This window comes from Nocardia sp. NPDC051052 (assembly GCF_044456045.1).
Classification (GTDB): Bacteria; Actinomycetota; Actinomycetes; order Mycobacteriales; family Mycobacteriaceae; genus Nocardia.
This window is the reverse complement of sequence record NZ_JBITFL010000002.1, coordinates 510,876-527,720: the sequence shown is the minus strand read 5'-3', so window position 1 is coordinate 527,720 and position 16,845 is coordinate 510,876. Positions and strand designations below refer to the sequence as shown.

The window sequence follows — 16,845 nt, the reverse complement described above, 5'->3', positions numbered from 1 at the left end:
CCGCGCAGGTGGAGGTAAACCAGTGAGCTTGGCAGTGGAAGTCCTCGGACTGGTCAAGAGCTACGGCAAGATCCGGGTGCTCGACAACATCGACCTGCAGATCCCGACCGGCACCGTGATGGGTCTGCTCGGGCCCAACGGTGCGGGCAAGACGACGACGGTCCGCATCGTCACCACGCTGCTCAGTCCGGACGCCGGGTCGGTCCGGGTGGCCGGGGTGGACGTGTTGCGCAATCCCGGTGCGGCACGACGGCGGATCGGGCTGTCCGGTCAATACGCCGCGGTCGACGCGAACCTGTCCGGGTTCGAGAATCTGCGAATGGTGGCCCGGCTGTACGGGATGTCGCTGCGGGAGTCCACGGCACGGGCAACCGAGCTGCTGAGCTCGTTCGGGTTGGAGCACGCGGCCGACCGCAGGGCGGGCACCTACTCCGGCGGCATGGCGCGGCGGCTCGACCTGGCCGGTGCGCTCGTCGCCCGGCCCGCGGTGGTGGTGCTGGACGAGCCGACCACCGGACTCGATCCGCGCGGCAGGCTCGACATGTGGCGCGTCATCGGCGATCTCGTCGACGACGGCACCACCGTGCTGCTCACCACCCAGTATCTGGAGGAAGCCGACCAGCTCGCGGACCGGATCACCGTCATCGACCGCGGCCGGGTGATCGCGCGCGGCTCCGCGGACGAGCTGAAGCTGTCCATCGGCGGCGACCGGCTCACCGTCACCCTCGCCGCCGGGCAGGACGTCAAACCCGCGCTGCGGGTGCTGGCCCAGGTCGGAGTCGGCGAGCCGAGCCACGAGGAGGGCACCGAGGAGGTGTCGATCGTGGTCGGCGACGGCTCGCGCACCATGGTCGAGGCGTTGCGCCGGCTCGATGACGCGGGCGTGTGCGTGGTGGACGCCGACGTCCATCGCCCCAGCCTCGACGACGTATTCCTTTCGCTCACCGGCACTGCGGCCCGTGATTCGGCCGAGCGCCAGCCAGAAACCGATGACGTACAAGAGGAGATCCTGTCGTGAGAGAGCGTAGCGAGCGAACCGAAGTCACAGCTGCCCTTGCGGGCACGACGGAACCGAGCGCCAGCGAGGTGCAGTCGTGACCTCTGTTGTCGAGATTCCGAAAATGCAAGTGGTCCAGTTCGATTCGGGTCCGCGGCTGCGGGTTTTCCGGGACAGTGCGATCGTCGCGCACCGCAATCTGCTGACCATCTTGCGGGTGCCGACGTTATTGGTGACCGCGACAATTCAGCCGTTGATGTTCGTGTTCCTGTTCGCCTACATCTTCGGGGCGTCGCTGGGCGGCGGCCAGTACCGCGAATTCCTACTCGCCGGGATCTTCACGCAGACAGTCGCTTTCAACGCGGCGTTCACCACCGTCGGGCTGGCCAGCGACCTGCAGAAGGGCATCATCGACCGGATGCGCACGCTGCCGATGTCGCGGCTCGCGGTGCTGATGGGCCGCACCCTGTCCGACCTGGTCGTCAACGTGCTCAGCCTGGCCGTCATGGTCGGCTGCGGTTACGTCGTCGGCTGGCGGATCAACGGCGGAATCGCCGACGCCGCACTCGCTTTCGGCGTCATCCTGCTCTTCGCCTTCGCCATGTCCTGGGTCGGCGCACTCACCGGCCTGGTAGCACCGAATGTCGAAGTAGCCCAAAGCGCGGGCCTGATCTGGCTGTTCCCCCTGTCCTTCATCTCCTCCGCCTTCATCCCCGGCCAAACCCTGCCCGGCCCCCTGCACACCATCGCCGAATGGAACCCCATCACCGCCGTAGCAGGCGCGGGCCGCAAACTCTTCGACAACGACGCCCCACCCACCTTCGCCCACGCCACCGGCTGGGCCGCCGACCACTGCGTCGGCTACGCCATCGGCTGCTCTCTGGCAATCCTGGCCGTCGCCGTCCCCCTCGCCCTCCTCCAGTACCGAAAAGTGGCCAGCCACTAGCCCGAACAGGCCGCCAACTGCCTCGACCGCACACCCTCTACAGAAACCCGAACCCTTTCTATGACCCGCACACCCGCTATACCTGGTGTGCGGGTCACAGAAACGGTGAGCGGCCAGGACAAGCGGTGCGGATACGGTGAGCGGCCGGGACAAGCGGTGCGAAAACGGTGAGCGGCAGGAACAAGCAGTGCGGATCGGGCACCCCGCAGCCCCAAAACGCTTACCGGACATGCTCACTCTTCCGAAGCGCTCGAGAACAGCACCACAGCCAGATGACCACGCTGGAACCCGACACCACGCACCTGACCGATAACTAAGGCCGGGGACCCCACCCGACGTGCCCAGCACTACTCCGGTCATCCCACGGATCAGTCGAAAACCCCGAGGCCAGTACACCCTCGGAGGTCTCTCGGTATACGAATCCGGATCAGTACACGCACAGATCCCCGTCAAGGTGTACCGACCCGGGCAAGTGCTGCTTAGGACTCCAAAGGTGGACAGTCCCAAGAAAGCTGAAGACCTGTCCACGTTTTCCCGTGAAGTAGTGCTGAGCACGTCGCCTGCCGTACCCGGCTTTAGTCACCGGTCAGGCGCACAACCTCGAGCCCCAGAGGTGGTCACCTGGCTGTGGTTGCGTCTCAAGCGCTTTGGACAAAAGAGGTCGGTCAGCGGCAGTTGCGTCGTCAACCAGACTGCGAACGCGCTCCTCCATCGGTACCACTGAAGATCGGCACCCTTTCTCGGGATTTGCACTCGGAATAGGGCACTAAAGGCGGTGCGGGACCTGAGTTAGGGTGCGGATTTTGGGGTTGGTGGGGCATCTTGGGGGTGCGAAAGGCCGCCTGCATCGGGGGATGTAGGCGGCCTTCGGCTGGGGCGTTTAGACGCGGCGGCGGGTTTTGAGGAGGTCGAGGCGCTCCTTGAGGAGTTCCTCGAGCTCTTCCTTGCTGCGGCGTTCCAGGAGCATGTCCCAGTGGGTGCGCGGGGGCTTGACCTTCTTGGTCTCGACGGTGGTGCCCTCGATCAGCATGCCTTCCTGACCGTTGCGGCAAAGCCACGTCGGGGGGATTTCGGCGTCGTCGGCGAACGGGACGTCGAACTCTTCCCCGTTGTCGGTGCGGTACCGGGCGATCCGACGCGGAGCCAGGTCGTGGTCGCGATCGGTCTCGTAGCTCACCGCTCCGAGCCGACTGCCCCGGAGTACGCGATCTGCCATGGTGTGCCTCTCCCTGTGTGCTCGAGTCTTGTTGCTGCGACCGTACGAGCGTGTTGGTGCTCGCTGGACCTTATGTGCAACGAACGGGCCTGCGCCGATAGTTCCCGACGGGCCACGGAACCGTTCCATTGTAGTGCCAACGGCGCGCCGACCTCGCCGCGCCCGCCGTCCGGCGGTTCTCGGGGGTCGCTGAGCGGATTCGCGCCGTCGAGCGATTAAGGTTCTGCGTCATGTCGCGCCGCTCGCTGTCCCGCTAGGGGGTGTGTTCCATCTCTGATCGTCGTCATTCTCGCCAACTGTCCTGCCTGTGGTGTGGGCGGGAAATCGTGGAGTCCGAGGCCGGGCGTCGCCGCCGGTACTGCCGCCAATCCTGCCGCCAACGCGCCTACGAAAACCGCAACAGCCTCAAAGGCACCGGCATCCCCGACGACTCCGTCGTCCTGAGCGCCCAAGAAGCCGCCGACCTAGCCGACCGCTGGTTCGCCGCCCGCTGCGCCGCCGAAGACGTCGCCACTGCCATCGAAGAAAACGCCACCCCCGAAGAACTGTCCACCCTAGGCAAAACCCTCCTCGAACTAACCCGAGAAGCCGAACGCCTCCGCTAACCCCCACCAAAAACCCTGGCAGACAACCGACTTGACGTACGAAGCGTGTTCTTGACGCACGCTGCAGCATCAGTCACGAGCACGTTTCGTACGTCAAGTGTGGGTGCTAGATGTTGGCGGGGGACGGGGTGGTTGTTGAGCGGAGGTGGGGGGTGGCGCGGGCCCGCCAGTAGATGAGGGTGAGCAGGAGGGCTACGCCTGCGGTGAGGGTGGCTAGGGCGGTGAGGGTGGTGGGGTCTGGGTGGGTGAGGGGTTGGGCGCGCATTGCTTGGGTGAAGACGATGGCGAGGAGGCCGGTGTAGGCGAGGGATAGGACGCCGATTATCGCGGCGCGGGTGCGTTCGGGGCGTAGCCAGTGGTAGCGCGGGGCCAGGCGGGAGAGGATGACGACGGCTAGCAGTAGGAACTGGATGGCGTGCAGGCCGAGGAAGTGGGGGACGCGGAGGTCGCCGCCGATGGTGCTCCAGTGGGTGATCGGCATGCCCGCGGCGGCGTCACGTGGCGATAGGTCGCGGTGGGCAGGGTCGATGACAGTGTGGCCGGCGACCAGTTCGACGACGTTGCCGTCGGCGTCACGCACTAGTTGTTTGCCGGTGAAACCCATCAGATAACCCAGCATCATGCCGACGACCGCCAGGAACAGGCCGGCGTGGATTGCCCGCGCGGTCGGCCGATCCACCAGTCGCTGCCAGGACAGGATCAGCACGATGATCAGGTTCGCCAGGAACAGCCCGGGCACCCCGGACTGGAAGACCTGCTGGCCGATCTCGTTCACCGCGTCGGTCTCGGTGTTGAAATGGCTGAAGGTGCCGCGCGCGGCCTGCACCGCGATGAAGCCGACGTCGAGGAAGCCGGTCACCGCGAACACCGTACCCAGCCACCAGGTCGCGCGACTTCCCTTGTGCGGCAACGACAGCAGCCACGCGAGCGTGAGCCCGTAGAGCGCGAACGCGAGCCCGAACTTCATCGGCTTCAGCCAGACCGACTCGCCGAGCAGCATCCGGTCTTCCACGACCATCGCGACGAGACTGACGACGACCAGCCCGGTCATCGTGAGCGTCATCCAGGTCAGCGGCCGATGCAGCCGACCGGCGGCGTCGGCGAGTCCGCCGCCGCGGCGATGCCGTGCCGAGGACCGACGATCGAGCGCGGCGGCGAAATGTGTTGGTGGCATGAACCGACGGTAGAAATCGGGCCCCGCGTAACACGTCCCGCCGCAGCGCTATTCGCGTCTAGTACCGGGGTACTGACGCATCGACGATCGCGGCCGACGACCAGATGGCGCTAGCGCCCCAGTACTGCATTCACCTCGGTGGCGCGGTCCGCTTGGAGTCCGCACTAGTTCTGCACCCCAGCCGCGGCGAACGGATCGGCCCGCCGGCGAGGACCGATCGGCCATCCTGTCCGCCGGTCCACTCGCGCCGGTGCTCAGTCCCCGCCGCGGATGGGTTCGGCGGCGGGGTCGGCATTGCCGCCCTGGCGTGACCCGGCACTCGACCCGTCGACTGATCAGACGGCGGGGAGGCTGGCGTCCGGGAACGAGTGATGTTCGTGCGACACGACCCACCGCCCGTTTTCCTTGCGCAGGCCGAGGGTGAGGCGCAGACGCCGCCCCGGATCCTTGGCGAAGTCCTCGGCGGTGCCGCACAGCAGCAGCGCGTGGGCGAAGGCGACGTCGGCGCCTGCCGTGACGTCCAGCGAGACGATCTCGAACGTCGCGCCCTGGGCCTGCCATTCGAAGAAGCCGGGCCAGGCGGCCTGGTAGGCGTCGATGCCGCGCAGGCCCTCGTCCGGCGGCGGCACATCGAACATGACGATGTCGGGTGCGTGATCGGCGAGGACGGCGGCCAGGTTGCCCGCGTGCACGGCGGCAGCCCACCGCTCGATCAGAACCCGGATCGTCTTCTCGTCGTCCGACATCAATCATTGTCCCTTCATACGGCGCCTCACCAGTACGTTCGGCATCTAGTGAGCCTGCCGAAAACACGCATGGGGCGCAATGGATTCCACATCATGTGTGATATATCCCGATGCCTTCTCGTCGGCCCGGGCTCGCGTCAGGACAGAACTCGCACGTCACGACCCGTTCGAGGGGAAGGCTGGGGGGTCAGGCGTCCACGGCGGACGGGGCGAGAGTGGAGCGCTTACGCCCGTACCCGAGGTAGACAACGACGCCGACCACCACCCACACGGCGAACCGCACCCAGGTCAACCCGTTCAACGTCGTCGCGAGCAATACGCACCCGATGAGCGCGAGCACCGGAACCACCGGCACGAACGGCGTCCGGAACGGCCGCTCCCGCTCCGGCTCGGCCCGGCGCAACACCAGCACGCCGACGCACACCACCGCGAACGCCGACAGCGCCCCGATATTCACCAGCTCCACCACGATGTCGATGGGCAGCAACCCGGCGATCGTGGCACACACCACCCCGAGCAGCAGCGTCAGCCGGACGGGGGTGGACCGCTTGCCGGTCTGCGCGAAACCGTAGGGCAGCAATCGATCCCGGCACATCGCGAAGCCCAGCCGCACCTGTGCGTAGACGATCATGAGCAGTCCCTTGGTCAGCGCGATGATCGAGGCGATCACGATGACATTGCCGATCCAGCCGATCTTCAACCCGCCGAACGCGGTGGCGATCGGCGCCCCGTTGTTCAGTGACGCGAACGGCGCGATCCCGGTGAGCACGGCACTGACCAGCGCGTAGAGCACGGTCGCGACGAGCACCGTGGCGATGATCGCGAACGGCACGTCTTTGCGCGGATTGCGCGCCTCCTCCGCTGAGGCGGCGACGACGTCGAAGCCGAGGAACGCGAAGAACGCGATCGCCGCGCCGCCGACGATGCCACCGAAACCGAAGGGCGCGAACGGAGTCCAGTTGTTCACGTCGATATGCGGCGCACCGACCGCGACCACCAGCACCAGCACGCCGATCGTCACCCCGACCAGCACCTTGGTAATCCGCGCGGTCAGCGACACCTCACCGACCAGCACCGCGACGATCACCGCGATGATCAGCACCGCGGGCAGATTCACGATCCCGCCCTCGCTGGGACCCGCCGCGATGGCCTTGGGCACGGTGATCCCGAAGATCGAATCCAGCGCCGACACCGTGGTTCCGGACCAGCCGATCGCGACCGCGGCCCCCGCGATCACGAACTCCAGCAACAGATTCCACCCGACCAGGAACGCGGGTCCCTCGCCGAGGGTGGCATAGGTATAGGTGTAGGCACTGCCGGAAACCGGCACCATCGCCGCCAGCTCGCTGTAGCAGAGCGCGACCAGCACGCACACCGTCCCGGCCAGCAGAAACGACAGCACGATCGACGGCCCGGCCTTTTCCGCCGCGGCGACCCCGGTGATGACGAAGATGCCCGCGCCGACAATCGTGCCGACCCCCATCGCCGTGAGGTCGATGCGTCCGAGTCTGCGCGCCAGCGTGGGCGCTCCGTCGGTGGTCGCGGTGTCGGGCAGGCGTCGACGCCATCGCTGGGCGGCTGGGGTGGTCATGACTCCCTTATGAGCTCGTCTAGAGATCCAGCCTAGGGGCCGGACCGATAGATCATTCTCGTTGAAGTGAGTCAGTCACCGTTAACTGGGTACAACTGGGTAACGTGCGCTGCTCGCGTTCGCACGCCCGAAACCGCAGGTAAATCGGATGCGCGAACGCGACGATCAGCTGCTGGACGATGCCGCGAAGGGCGTCGAGACCGGCGCGGTGACCGGCCGGGACGGGTGGCTCCACAGCCCCTTGCGCTCCAGAATCGGCAGCACGCCCTCGCCGAACCAGTACGCCTCCTCCAGGTGCGGATACCCGGACAGGATGAAGTGGCTGATGCCCAGCTTCGAGTATTCGATCAGCCGCTCGGCGACCTCGGCGTGCGAGCCGACCAGCGCGGTGCCCGCGCCGCCGCGCACGAGGCCGACCCCCGCCCACAGGTTGGGCGCGATCTCCAGCCGATCGGTGCTGCCACCGTGCAGCTCGGACATCCGCCGCTGCCCCTCCGATTCGCTGCGCGCCAAACTCGCCTGCACCCGCTCGACATCGGCCGGATCGATGCCCTGGAGCAGCCGATCCGCCTCCGCCCACGCCTCCTCGGAGGTGTCGCGGCTGATCACGTGGATGCGCAGCCCGTAGTCGAGGATGCGGCCCTGGTCGACGGCCAGACGCCGGATCCATTCCAGCTTCCTGCTGACCGCGAGCAACGGTTCACCCCAGGTGAGATAGGTGTCGGCGTAGCGGGCCGCGACCGGTCCGGCCGGCGCCGAGGAACCGCCGAAGAAGACGGGCGGAACCGGATCGGGCCGGTTGCTCAGCAGCGCGTCGCGGACGTGAATGTGCTCGCCCTCGAAGGTGATCGGCTCGTGCGAGTGCCACAGCTCCCGCACCACGTGCAGGAATTCGCCGGTGCGCGCGTAGCGCTGCGCCTTGTCCAGGAAGTCGCCATAGACCTGCTGCTCGTGCGGCTCGCCGCCGGTCACCACGTTCAGCAGCAGCCTGCCCTGCGAATGCCGCTGGAAGGTGCCCGCCATCTGCGCGGCAAGGGTCGGGCTGACCAGTCCCGGCCGCAGCGCGACGAGGAACTTCAGCGTCTCGGTGGTGTCGACCATCATCGCCGTGGTGAGCCACGCGTCCTCGCACCACGCGCCGGTCGGGGTGAGCACGGCCTCGAAGCCGTTGTCCTCGGCGGCCGCGCCGATCTGGTTCAGGTAGCGCAGCGTCGCGGGACGATCACCGGACATGAAGGTGCCGTGCCCGCCCGCGACCAGGCCGCGCGAATCGCCATAGGTGGGCAGGAACCAATGGAAAGACAAAGTCATGAGCCAACTCCTTAGGCCGGGGGAAACAGGTCGTTGAAGCGGGTGTCGGTGTAGTCGGAGATGGTGACCTTGCGGGGGATGAGCCCGGCGTCGGCGAACGCGTCCGCGACACCCTGTTCGGCGGCGATGGTGGCGGTGTCGAGCGGATGGTCTTGGTAGGGGCCACGTTTGACGACGGTGAGGATGACGTCGTAGGGGAGTCCGGTCAGCTCGGCGTAGGTCTTGGCCCACTGTTCGGGGTGATCGTTGACCCAGGCATGGGCCCTGGCGATGCGGGCGAGCAGGTCGCGCAGGGCGGCGGTGGTCGCCTTGTTGTCCAGTGCCTTGTCACCGGCGACGTAGAACGCGTCGCCAGGTATATAACCCTTGCCGTCCACCAGGATTCGCGCGTTCGCCTGCTGCTCCGCCTGCGCGGTGTACGGATCCCAGATGGCCCACGCGTCCACCCGGCCGGTGGTCAGCGCGGCCAGCGCGTCCGGCGGTTGTAGGTACTGCGGTTCGATCTGATCCCACTGGATGCCCGCCTTGTTCAGCACGGCGAGCAGGTGATGGTGTGCCGAACTGCCCTTGGTGACGGCGATCTTCTTGCCGCGCAAGTCTTCCGGGGTACGCAACGGCGAATCCTTGGGCACCACGATGCCCTGCCCCTCCTTGCCCGACTGGTAACCGGCGACAATCTTGATGGCCGATTTGGCCGCCGCCGCGAAGATCGGCGGGCTGTTGCCGACACCGCCGAAATCGACCGCGCCGGCGTTGATCGCCTCCAGCATCGGCGGGCCCGCTTGATACTGCGACCAGGTGATCTTGTACGGCGCCTTGTCCAGCTCGCCCGCCGCGGTGAGCAGCGCCTGCAGCCCGGTGCCCTTCTGATCACCAGCCCGCAACGTCACCTGGGACAGGTCGATCGAACCGTCGGGGCGGACCGCCGCGTCCTCGGCTTTGTCGGACCCGCAGGCTGAGCCGACCGCCACGACCAGTGCGAGAGTCGTTGCGAGCAGCAGCCTTCTGGCTTTCATTCGGTTCCTTCCGGGGCAACGCCGAGTGCGGCGAGCAGGGTTTCGCGCAAGGCGAGCAGGCGCGGATGGTCGCCGCGGCGCGGACGCGGCAGGTCGATGCGGGATTCGTGGGCGATGCGGCCGTCACCGAGCACCAGCACCCGGTCGGCCAGCCGCAGCGCCTCGTCGACGTCATGGGTGACCAGCAGGACACCGGGACGGCGGCGCTGCCACAGGTCGATGACGAGGCGGTGGATGGTGATCCGGGTCAACGCGTCGAGGGCGCTGAAGGGCTCGTCGAGCAGCAGCAGATCCGGCTCGCGGACCAGGGCGCGGGCCAGGCTGGCCCGTTGCGCTTCGCCACCGGACAGGGTGAGCGGCCAGGCATTCGCGCGCTCGCCGAGGCCGACCTCGGCCAGTGCGGCACGGGCGGCTGCCTTCGGGTCGTGGTGGCGCAGTCCGAGAAACACGTTGGCCAGCACTCGTTTCCACGGCACGAGACGAGGTTCTTGAAAGGCGACGGCGATGGTGCCCTGCGTGGTGAGCTCGCCTCGCACGCCGCGATCGAGACCCGCGAGTGCGCGCAGCAAGGTGGACTTGCCGGAGCCGCTGCGACCGAGCAACGCGACGAATTCGCCTGGCGCGATGTCGAGATCGAGTCCGTCGAGGACCCGGCGTCCGTCGAAATCGCGGGTCAGGCCGCGGACCCGGGCAACCGGTGTCTCCGCAGAAGTCGTTGTGGCCGAACGGACTTCAGCAGTAAGAATCGAAGTCGCCACGGCCGAGCCGTTTGCCGTCGTCGTTTCCGCGCGGACGTCGTCGGTCAGCTGTTCGGTGATCACTGTCCCAGGAATCCGCGTCGCCATGCCAGCGCCTTCCGCTCGATCAATCGGACGAACGCGTCGGTCAGCAGACCGAGCACGCAGTACACCAGCAGCCCGACGACGATCACGTCGGTGCGCAGGAATTCGCGGGCGTCGTTGATCAGAAACCCCAGTCCCGCATCGGCATTGACCTGTTCGGCGACGATCAAAGCCAGCCACGCGACGCCCAGCGACTGGCGCAGCCCGACCAGGGTCTGCGGCAGTGCTCCCGGCAGCACGATGTGCCCGATCAGCGCGAGCCTGCCGAGCTGCTGCACCTGAGCGAGCTCGGCCAGTTTGGCGTCCACGCCACGGATTCCGGCGAAGGTGTTGAGGTACAACGGAATCGCCGCGCCGAACGCGACAAGCACCACCTTCGGCAGCTCGCCGATGCCGAACCACAGGATGAGCAGCGGAATGAGCCCGTAGAACGGCACCGTGCGCAGCATCTGCATCGGCGGATCGACGACGTACTCGCCGACCGTGCTCGATCCGGCCAGAATGGCCAGTCCGATGCCCAGCACGGCACCGATGACGAATCCGGTCGCCGCCCGGCCGAGCGACACCGTGATCGCCTCCTGCAACGTGCCGTCTCGCAGCAGTTCCCCGGTGGTCCGCACAATCGTTACCGGCGAGGCCAGCAGTCGTTCCGGCAGCACGCCGCTGACGCTGGCCAGCTGCCACGCCAGCACGATGACCAGCGGGCTGACCGCCCGCAACCAGGTCTTGCGCGGCCGCCACCGAGCCGCCGACCGAACCCGAATCGGTGTCGGCTCCAAGACAATTGATGACACGCGACACCTCGGGTAGGGGACAAGATCTCCGGCGCGCCGCTGAGCGCCCCGCAGTCATCCATGCTGTGCGCGCGGCGCCGCGGAGTCACCGGTTGAAACCAGCGAGGTTTTAATTGGCGCCGTCGCGAGCGTGTTTTCAGCTACCGCTACTAGACGTAACCTCAAATAACACGTAATCTCGACCGGAAACCTCGGACGCAGATGATCGAGGCGTGACCAGACGAAACGAGTTCCTCAATGACGCGGCATGTCGACGTACTGATCATCGGCGCCGGCCTCTCCGGTATCGGCATGGCCTGCCATCTCACCCGTGAGCACACCGGTCGCAGCTACGCCATCCTCGAGCGCCGCACGGCGATCGGCGGCACCTGGGACCTGTTCCGGTACCCGGGCATCCGTTCCGACTCGGACATGTTCACCTTCGGCTACGGCTTCCGCCCCTGGACCGGCACCAAGGTGCTCGCCGACGGCCCGCACATTCGCCAGTACGTCGAGGACACGGCCGTCGAGTACGGCGTCAAGGAACACATTCACTTCGGCCGTAAGGTCACCACCGCCCGCTGGTCCGGTGCGACGGGCATCTGGACCGTCGAGGCACTCGACGAGCAGACCCGCGCCACCGAGACCTTCACCAGCAACTTCCTCGTCGGCTGCACCGGCTACTACGACTACGACAACGGCTACCGGCCGGAATTCCCCGGCGAGGCGGACTTCGGCGGGCAGATCGTGCACCCGCAGCACTGGCCCGAGGATCTCGACTACCGCGGCAAGCGGGTCGTCGTGATCGGCAGCGGCGCCACCGCGATCACCCTGATCCCCGCGATGAGCGAGGACGCCGCGCACGTCACCATGCTGCAGCGCTCGCCGACCTACATCACCGCGCTGCCCGCCGACGACCCGGTCGCCGTCGGCATGAAGATGGCGCGGGTGCCGGCCAAGGCGGCTTATCGCGTCGGGCGCGCCCGTAATATCGCGTTGCAGCGCGCCAGTTTTCAGCTGTCCCGCACCAATCCCGGCGCGTCCCGCAAGGTGCTGCTCAGCGCGGTGCGGATGTGGCTCGGCCCGAACATCGACATGCGCCACTTCACGCCGTCCTACAACCCGTGGGACCAGCGGCTGTGCGTGGTGCCCAACGGTGATCTGTTCAAGGTGCTGCGCAGCGGCAAGGCGTCCATCGTCACCGACCGCATCGAGTCCTTCACCGAGACCGGCATTCGCCTCGCCGCGGGCGAGGAACTGCCCGCCGACATCGTGATCAGCGCGACCGGCCTGCGGGTGCAGATGCTCGGCGGCGCCACCCTGGAACTGGACGGCGAGCCGGTCGTTACCCGCGACCGGGTCGTCTACAAGGGCGCGATGCTCGATGGCGTCCCCAACGCGATGATGATCCTCGGCTACACCAACGCCTCGTGGACGCTCAAGGCCGACCTTGCCGCCGAGTACTTCTGCCGCGTGCTCAACCACATGAAGTCGCACGGCTTCACGAAAGTGGTTGCGGTGGCCGAAGAAGGCGACCGTTCCACCGACTCGGTCATGGGCGGCGCCCTCACCTCCGGCTACATCGCGCGCGGCGACGCGGTGATGCCCCGGCAGGGCACGCGCGGCCCCTGGCAGGTCATCAACAACTACTTCCGTGACCGCAAGATGCTGCGCAAGGGCCCGATCGAGGACGGCGTGCTCACCTTCACCCGCGCCGAGGACGACGCCAAGGACCGTCCGCTGGCGGCCGTCCGCACCGCCTGACTATCGCACGCTCAGGTAGTGGCTGAGCTGAGTGGCGGCGTTGAGCATGGCGAGGCCTTGCACGGTGAGCTTTCGCTGCCAATCGGCCAGGGTGGCGGCCAATGCGTCTGTGCCGCCCGCTGTTCGGATCTGCTGGATCACGGTTCGGATGGGGTCCAGCGGGTAGCCGCCGCGGCGAAGCAGATCGGCGAGGTGGGCGTCGCGGATATCGCTCGCGTCGTAGCGGCGATAGCCGGTGGCCGGGTCTCGCGCCGGGGCGAGGATTCCCGCGTTCTCCCAGTTGCGCAGGGTCGCCGGGGTTACCCGGAGTTGGTGTGCCAGTTCGCCGATGGTGCGGGTTTCTCCGGATGTGACTGCGGCGGTGTCGGATTCGCTGGTCAGGTGCGCTACGGCTTTCCGTACGGCATCGAGAGTGTCTCTGTCGCGCAGTAATTGGCTGTGGCCGCGATCGATGGTCACCAGCACGCCTTCGACCCCGTCATGATGGAGTGCGTTCATGATCTGACCGCTGGCCGCGTGCCCGTAGGCTGGGATGAGCGCGAGGTAAGTGCGCAGCGCGGCCGCGTGCACCTCGGTGTAGATCCGGTAGCCGCTCGGTGTGCGCTCGGCGGGCGGGATGCACCCGTCCTGCTCGTAATTGCGGATGGCTTGGGTTGAGAGGCCGTGCTCGCGGGCTAGGTCGGCTGGTCGCAAGGTGATCACCGGTTTGAGACTTTACCGGATGGCTGAGCGGTCAGAACGCGCAAAAGTCTCAACCGTTCTTTCAACGATACGATTTAGACACATGAGCCAGAACATTCGAGACTTCGTTCCTACCCCCTGTGACCTGGTAGCGCTCGGCGAGCCGACCCATCAGGAACCGGCCTGCCAACTGGTCCGCAACCAACTGTTCGCGCAACTGGTCGACCTCGGCTTCCGGTCGATCGCCCTCGAGACCGACCGCGTGGCAGCGCTCACCGTCGATGACTTCGTCCGAGCGGGCATCGGCACCCTGGACGCCGCGATGAGCGCGGGCTTTACCCACAACTTCGGAAACCTGGACGGCAACAGGCAACTGGTGAGCTGGCTGCGTGAATACAACCAGCATCGACCGCCGGACGAGCGAATCGCCTTCTACGGCTTCGACACTCAGACCGAGAACACCAGCGCTCCCAGCCCACGCCGCTACCTCGAATACGCCAGGGGCTACCTGGGACTCGACCTCGACCTGGTGAGTCTCCTCGGCGATGACGAACTGTGGAGTCGAGAGGAAGCCATCCTGGACGCGACCAAGTCGATCGGTGCCACGGCGGAGGCCCAGCGGCTGCGGGTAGTCGCCAACGACATGCTCATCGCGCTAGAGGCACGCGCGCCGGAACTGTCCGCGACCACTTCGCACGCCGAGTGGCGCAGGGCCAGAACGTATCTCACCGCCGGGATCGGTCTGCTCCGATACCACAGGCAAGCGGCCCGACAGCTCGAACTCGAGGCCCGGATATCCCTGCTGTCGTCCACCCGGGATGCGCTCATGGCGCAGAACCTCATCGATATCCGCGCGATCGAGGCAGGTCGAGGCGCGACGCTGGTCCACGCGCACAATCTGCACCTGCGGCGACACCCCGGCACCATGCGCGTGGCGGGCATGGTGCTCGACTGGGTCGGCGTCGGCGCCATCATCGGGGCGCTATGGGGGGAGCAGTACACCTTCATTGCGGGCACCTTGGGCCGCAGCGACGGTCTGGGGATTCCGGAGCCCGAACCGGGCACGTACGAGGGTCTACTGCAAAGCCGCATCGGCACTTGGGGTTTGGCCGCTGCCGCCACCGTCGCCACCAGTCGAACGCGCGCTGCCACCCCGCCGGAGAGGGGCTACTTCCCGCTCGATCAGGCAACCCTCGACACCGCCGACGCGGTCCTGCACATCGGCGACGCCGCAGCCGTCGCACCGGCTAGCCGGACTGCGGGTTGACCTGAAGCCCGTCGACGATGAGGTCGAGGATGCGGGCGGCCCGCTCGGCACCACCGTTGTCGGGATTGATCCGCCACAGCACGCTCAGCTGGAGCAGCACATCCTCGGGGTCGAGCTCGGGCTTGAGCGCGCCCGCCGCGATGCCGCGTTCGAGGAGCAGGGCGATCGCCTCGACGAACGGCCGGTAGTACTCGTCGTCGAGGCCGCCGTTGGTCGCCGCGTGAATGACCTCGGCGACACCGTATTTCAGCTGTCCGTAGCGAGCGACCTCGTCGAACCATAGTCGCAGCGCGGCCAGCGGTGGCTGCGCGGCGAGCAGCGTCGGTGCCAGGTCGATGAGTTCCTGGATGTCGTGGCGATAGAGCGCGACGATGAGCGATTCCCGGTTCGGGAAGTGCCGGTACAGCGTGCCGATGCCGACGCCGGCCTGCTTGGCGATCGCCGTCAGCGACGTGCCACCGGATGCGGTGAACGCGTCCCTGGCGGCGACGAGGACCCGTTCACGATTCGTTCGGGCATCAGCTCTGGCCTGCTTCGGCGTGTCCACCAATGTCGGCGCTCCATCCATACACACTGTGCCCGTACACATACTTTTGCTAAACGGAGGGCCCTCCGGTACGCTCGCAGCCATTAACGGAGGGGCCTCCGTTTCATTCTCGCACAGGCGTTCCGAACACATTGGAGGACGACGATGGGTGAGTTGGTTCTGGTAACCGGGGGGAGTGGCTATGTCGCCGGATGGTGCGTGGTAGAGCTGCTCGAACGAGGCTACGACGTGCGCACCACCGTGCGCGGCAGCGATAAGGAGGCGGCGGTCATCGCGGCCGTGTCCACCGCGGTCGACCCGGCCGGGCGGCTGAGTTTCGCGGTGGCCGACCTCACCGCCGACGACGGCTGGGACGCCGCGATGAAGGACGTCGACTATGTGCTGCACGTCGCCTCGCCGCTCGGCCGCAACTCCGACGACCCGGACGCGCTGATCGACGCGGCCCGCGGCGGCGCGCTGCGGGTGCTGCGCGCGGCCACCGCCGCCGGGGTGAAACGCGTGGTGCTCACCTCCGCGGCGAATGCCGCGAGCCCCGCGTCCTACGCGACCGACGGCATCACCGACGAGACGTTGTGGACCGATCCCGACGATCCCACGCTCATCCCGTACCGCCGGTCGAAGACCCTCGCCGAGCGCGCGGCCTGGGACTTCATGGCTGACTACGACGGACCCACCCAGCTCACCACCATCCTGCCCGGGGCGGTCTTCGGACCCATCCTCACCACGGGCACCACCGGATCGGTCGACATCGTCGCCCGCATGGTCTCCGGCAAACTGCCCGGCGTCCCGCGTATCGGACTCGAAATCGTCGACGTCCGCGACCTCGCCGACATCCACATCAAGGCCATGACCGAACCCGCCGCCGCGGGCGAACGTTTCCTCGCCACCGGCGAATTCATGTGGATGCGCGACATGGCCCGCACCCTGCACGACGGCCTCGGCGCGCGCGGCAAGCAGGTCTCGACCCGTCAGCTGCCCGACTTCGCGGTCAAGCTCGCCGCCCGCCTCAGCGACGCGTCGCTCGGCGAAGTCATCCCCGCCCTCGGCCGCCGCAACCGGCACAGCACCGACAAGGCCAAGCGCCTCCTCGGCTGGGAACCCCGCCCCGCGAACCGGGCGGTCCTCGACTGCGCCAACAGTCTTATCGAGCACGACGCAGCCTGATCACCGCCTCGCTCACCTCGTAGCCGCCCGCTACCTGACATCGCCTGCAGTGTTGACAGTTTCGGGCGGCTCGCGTGGAGCGTTGATGCGTTGATACCGGCTGCGTAGATCGACCGGGGTGCTCAGATGATTGATCGCAGTACATCCGGTGTGGCCGACGTTCATCCCGGAATTGTCGGTACCGCCAGCACTCCGGCCGGGCGCT

16 protein-coding genes are annotated in these 16,845 nt (G+C 67.1%); 6 read left to right on the top strand and 10 right to left on the bottom strand.

Features of this window, described 5'->3' with window-relative positions; all coding sequences use genetic code 11:
* The first annotated feature begins 22 nt into the window (after positions 1-22).
* Both ACIBCN_RS07530 and ACIBCN_RS07525 read left to right on the top strand, forming a co-directional pair.
* Positions 23-1,018, top strand: coding sequence for an ATP-binding cassette domain-containing protein (locus tag ACIBCN_RS07530; RefSeq protein ID WP_396990672.1), 996 nt, complete (start codon positions 23-25; stop codon positions 1,016-1,018).
* Between the two features lie 103 nt (positions 1,019-1,121).
* Positions 1,122-1,943, top strand: coding sequence for an ABC transporter permease (locus tag ACIBCN_RS07525; RefSeq protein WP_396991157.1), 822 nt, complete (start codon positions 1,122-1,124; stop codon positions 1,941-1,943).
* 880 nt (positions 1,944-2,823) lie between these two features.
* Here ACIBCN_RS07525 and ACIBCN_RS07520 read toward each other — a convergent pair.
* On the bottom strand, positions 2,824-3,159 hold the full coding sequence (locus ACIBCN_RS07520; RefSeq protein ID WP_040731279.1) for an RNA polymerase-binding protein RbpA: 336 nt from the start codon (positions 3,157-3,159) through the stop codon (positions 2,824-2,826).
* A gap of 269 nt (positions 3,160-3,428) precedes the next feature.
* On the opposite strand from ACIBCN_RS07520, the gene ACIBCN_RS07515 reads away from it, so the two are divergent.
* Complete coding sequence (locus ACIBCN_RS07515; RefSeq protein WP_396991156.1) at positions 3,429-3,764, top strand: hypothetical protein; 336 nt, start codon at positions 3,429-3,431, stop codon at positions 3,762-3,764.
* Between the two features lie 106 nt (positions 3,765-3,870).
* Here ACIBCN_RS07515 and ACIBCN_RS07510 read toward each other — a convergent pair whose 3' ends face one another.
* From ACIBCN_RS07510 to ACIBCN_RS07480, 7 genes are all read right to left on the bottom strand, one after another.
* Positions 3,871-4,938, bottom strand: a complete 1,068-nt coding sequence (locus tag ACIBCN_RS07510) for a hypothetical protein (protein ID WP_396990671.1) — start codon at positions 4,936-4,938, stop codon at positions 3,871-3,873.
* A 335-nt stretch (positions 4,939-5,273) separates the two neighbouring features.
* On the bottom strand, positions 5,274-5,684 hold the full coding sequence (locus ACIBCN_RS07505; RefSeq protein ID WP_396990670.1) for a YybH family protein: 411 nt from the start codon (positions 5,682-5,684) through the stop codon (positions 5,274-5,276).
* 187 nt (positions 5,685-5,871) lie between these two features.
* The gene (locus tag ACIBCN_RS07500) at positions 5,872-7,275 is read right to left on the bottom strand and encodes an APC family permease (protein WP_396990669.1); all 1,404 of its coding nucleotides are present in this window, start codon (positions 7,273-7,275) and stop codon (positions 5,872-5,874) included.
* 165 nt (positions 7,276-7,440) lie between these two features.
* Positions 7,441-8,586 (bottom strand): LLM class flavin-dependent oxidoreductase, encoded by a 1,146-nt coding sequence (locus ACIBCN_RS07495; RefSeq protein ID WP_396990668.1) that lies wholly within the window; start codon positions 8,584-8,586, stop codon positions 7,441-7,443.
* An 11-nt stretch (positions 8,587-8,597) separates the two neighbouring features.
* Positions 8,598-9,602 carry an ABC transporter substrate-binding protein gene (locus ACIBCN_RS07490; RefSeq protein WP_396990667.1) on the bottom strand — a complete coding sequence of 335 codons (1,005 nt, stop codon included), beginning with the start codon at positions 9,600-9,602 and terminating at the stop codon, positions 8,598-8,600.
* Positions 9,599-10,447 (bottom strand): ABC transporter ATP-binding protein, encoded by an 849-nt coding sequence (locus ACIBCN_RS07485; protein WP_396990666.1) that lies wholly within the window; start codon positions 10,445-10,447, stop codon positions 9,599-9,601. The genes ACIBCN_RS07490 and ACIBCN_RS07485 overlap by 4 nt, the downstream gene beginning before the upstream one ends.
* Complete coding sequence (locus tag ACIBCN_RS07480; RefSeq protein WP_396990665.1) at positions 10,420-11,238, bottom strand: ABC transporter permease; 819 nt, start codon at positions 11,236-11,238, stop codon at positions 10,420-10,422. Before ACIBCN_RS07480 ends, ACIBCN_RS07485 begins: the two co-directional genes overlap by 28 nt.
* A gap of 237 nt (positions 11,239-11,475) precedes the next feature.
* On the opposite strand from ACIBCN_RS07480, the gene ACIBCN_RS07475 reads away from it, so the two are divergent.
* Positions 11,476-12,981 (top strand): flavin-containing monooxygenase, encoded by a 1,506-nt coding sequence (locus ACIBCN_RS07475; RefSeq protein WP_396990664.1) that lies wholly within the window; start codon positions 11,476-11,478, stop codon positions 12,979-12,981.
* Here ACIBCN_RS07475 and ACIBCN_RS07470 read toward each other — a convergent pair whose 3' ends face one another.
* Positions 12,982-13,683, bottom strand: coding sequence for a TioE family transcriptional regulator (locus tag ACIBCN_RS07470; RefSeq protein WP_396990663.1), 702 nt, complete (start codon positions 13,681-13,683; stop codon positions 12,982-12,984).
* A gap of 82 nt (positions 13,684-13,765) precedes the next feature.
* On the opposite strand from ACIBCN_RS07470, the gene ACIBCN_RS07465 reads away from it, so the two are divergent.
* Positions 13,766-14,929, top strand: a complete 1,164-nt coding sequence (locus tag ACIBCN_RS07465; protein ID WP_396990662.1) for an erythromycin esterase family protein — start codon at positions 13,766-13,768, stop codon at positions 14,927-14,929.
* Here ACIBCN_RS07465 and ACIBCN_RS07460 read toward each other — a convergent pair.
* A complete protein-coding gene (locus tag ACIBCN_RS07460; RefSeq protein WP_396990661.1) occupies positions 14,910-15,476 on the bottom strand; it encodes a TetR/AcrR family transcriptional regulator in 567 nt (188 codons plus the stop codon). The genes ACIBCN_RS07465 and ACIBCN_RS07460 overlap by 20 nt on opposite strands.
* A 144-nt stretch (positions 15,477-15,620) precedes the next feature.
* Here ACIBCN_RS07460 and ACIBCN_RS07455 point away from each other — a divergent pair, with 144 nt between their 5' ends.
* On the top strand, positions 15,621-16,640 hold the full coding sequence (locus ACIBCN_RS07455; protein ID WP_396990660.1) for an NAD-dependent epimerase/dehydratase family protein: 1,020 nt from the start codon (positions 15,621-15,623) through the stop codon (positions 16,638-16,640).
* Positions 16,641-16,845: the final 205 nt, after the last annotated feature.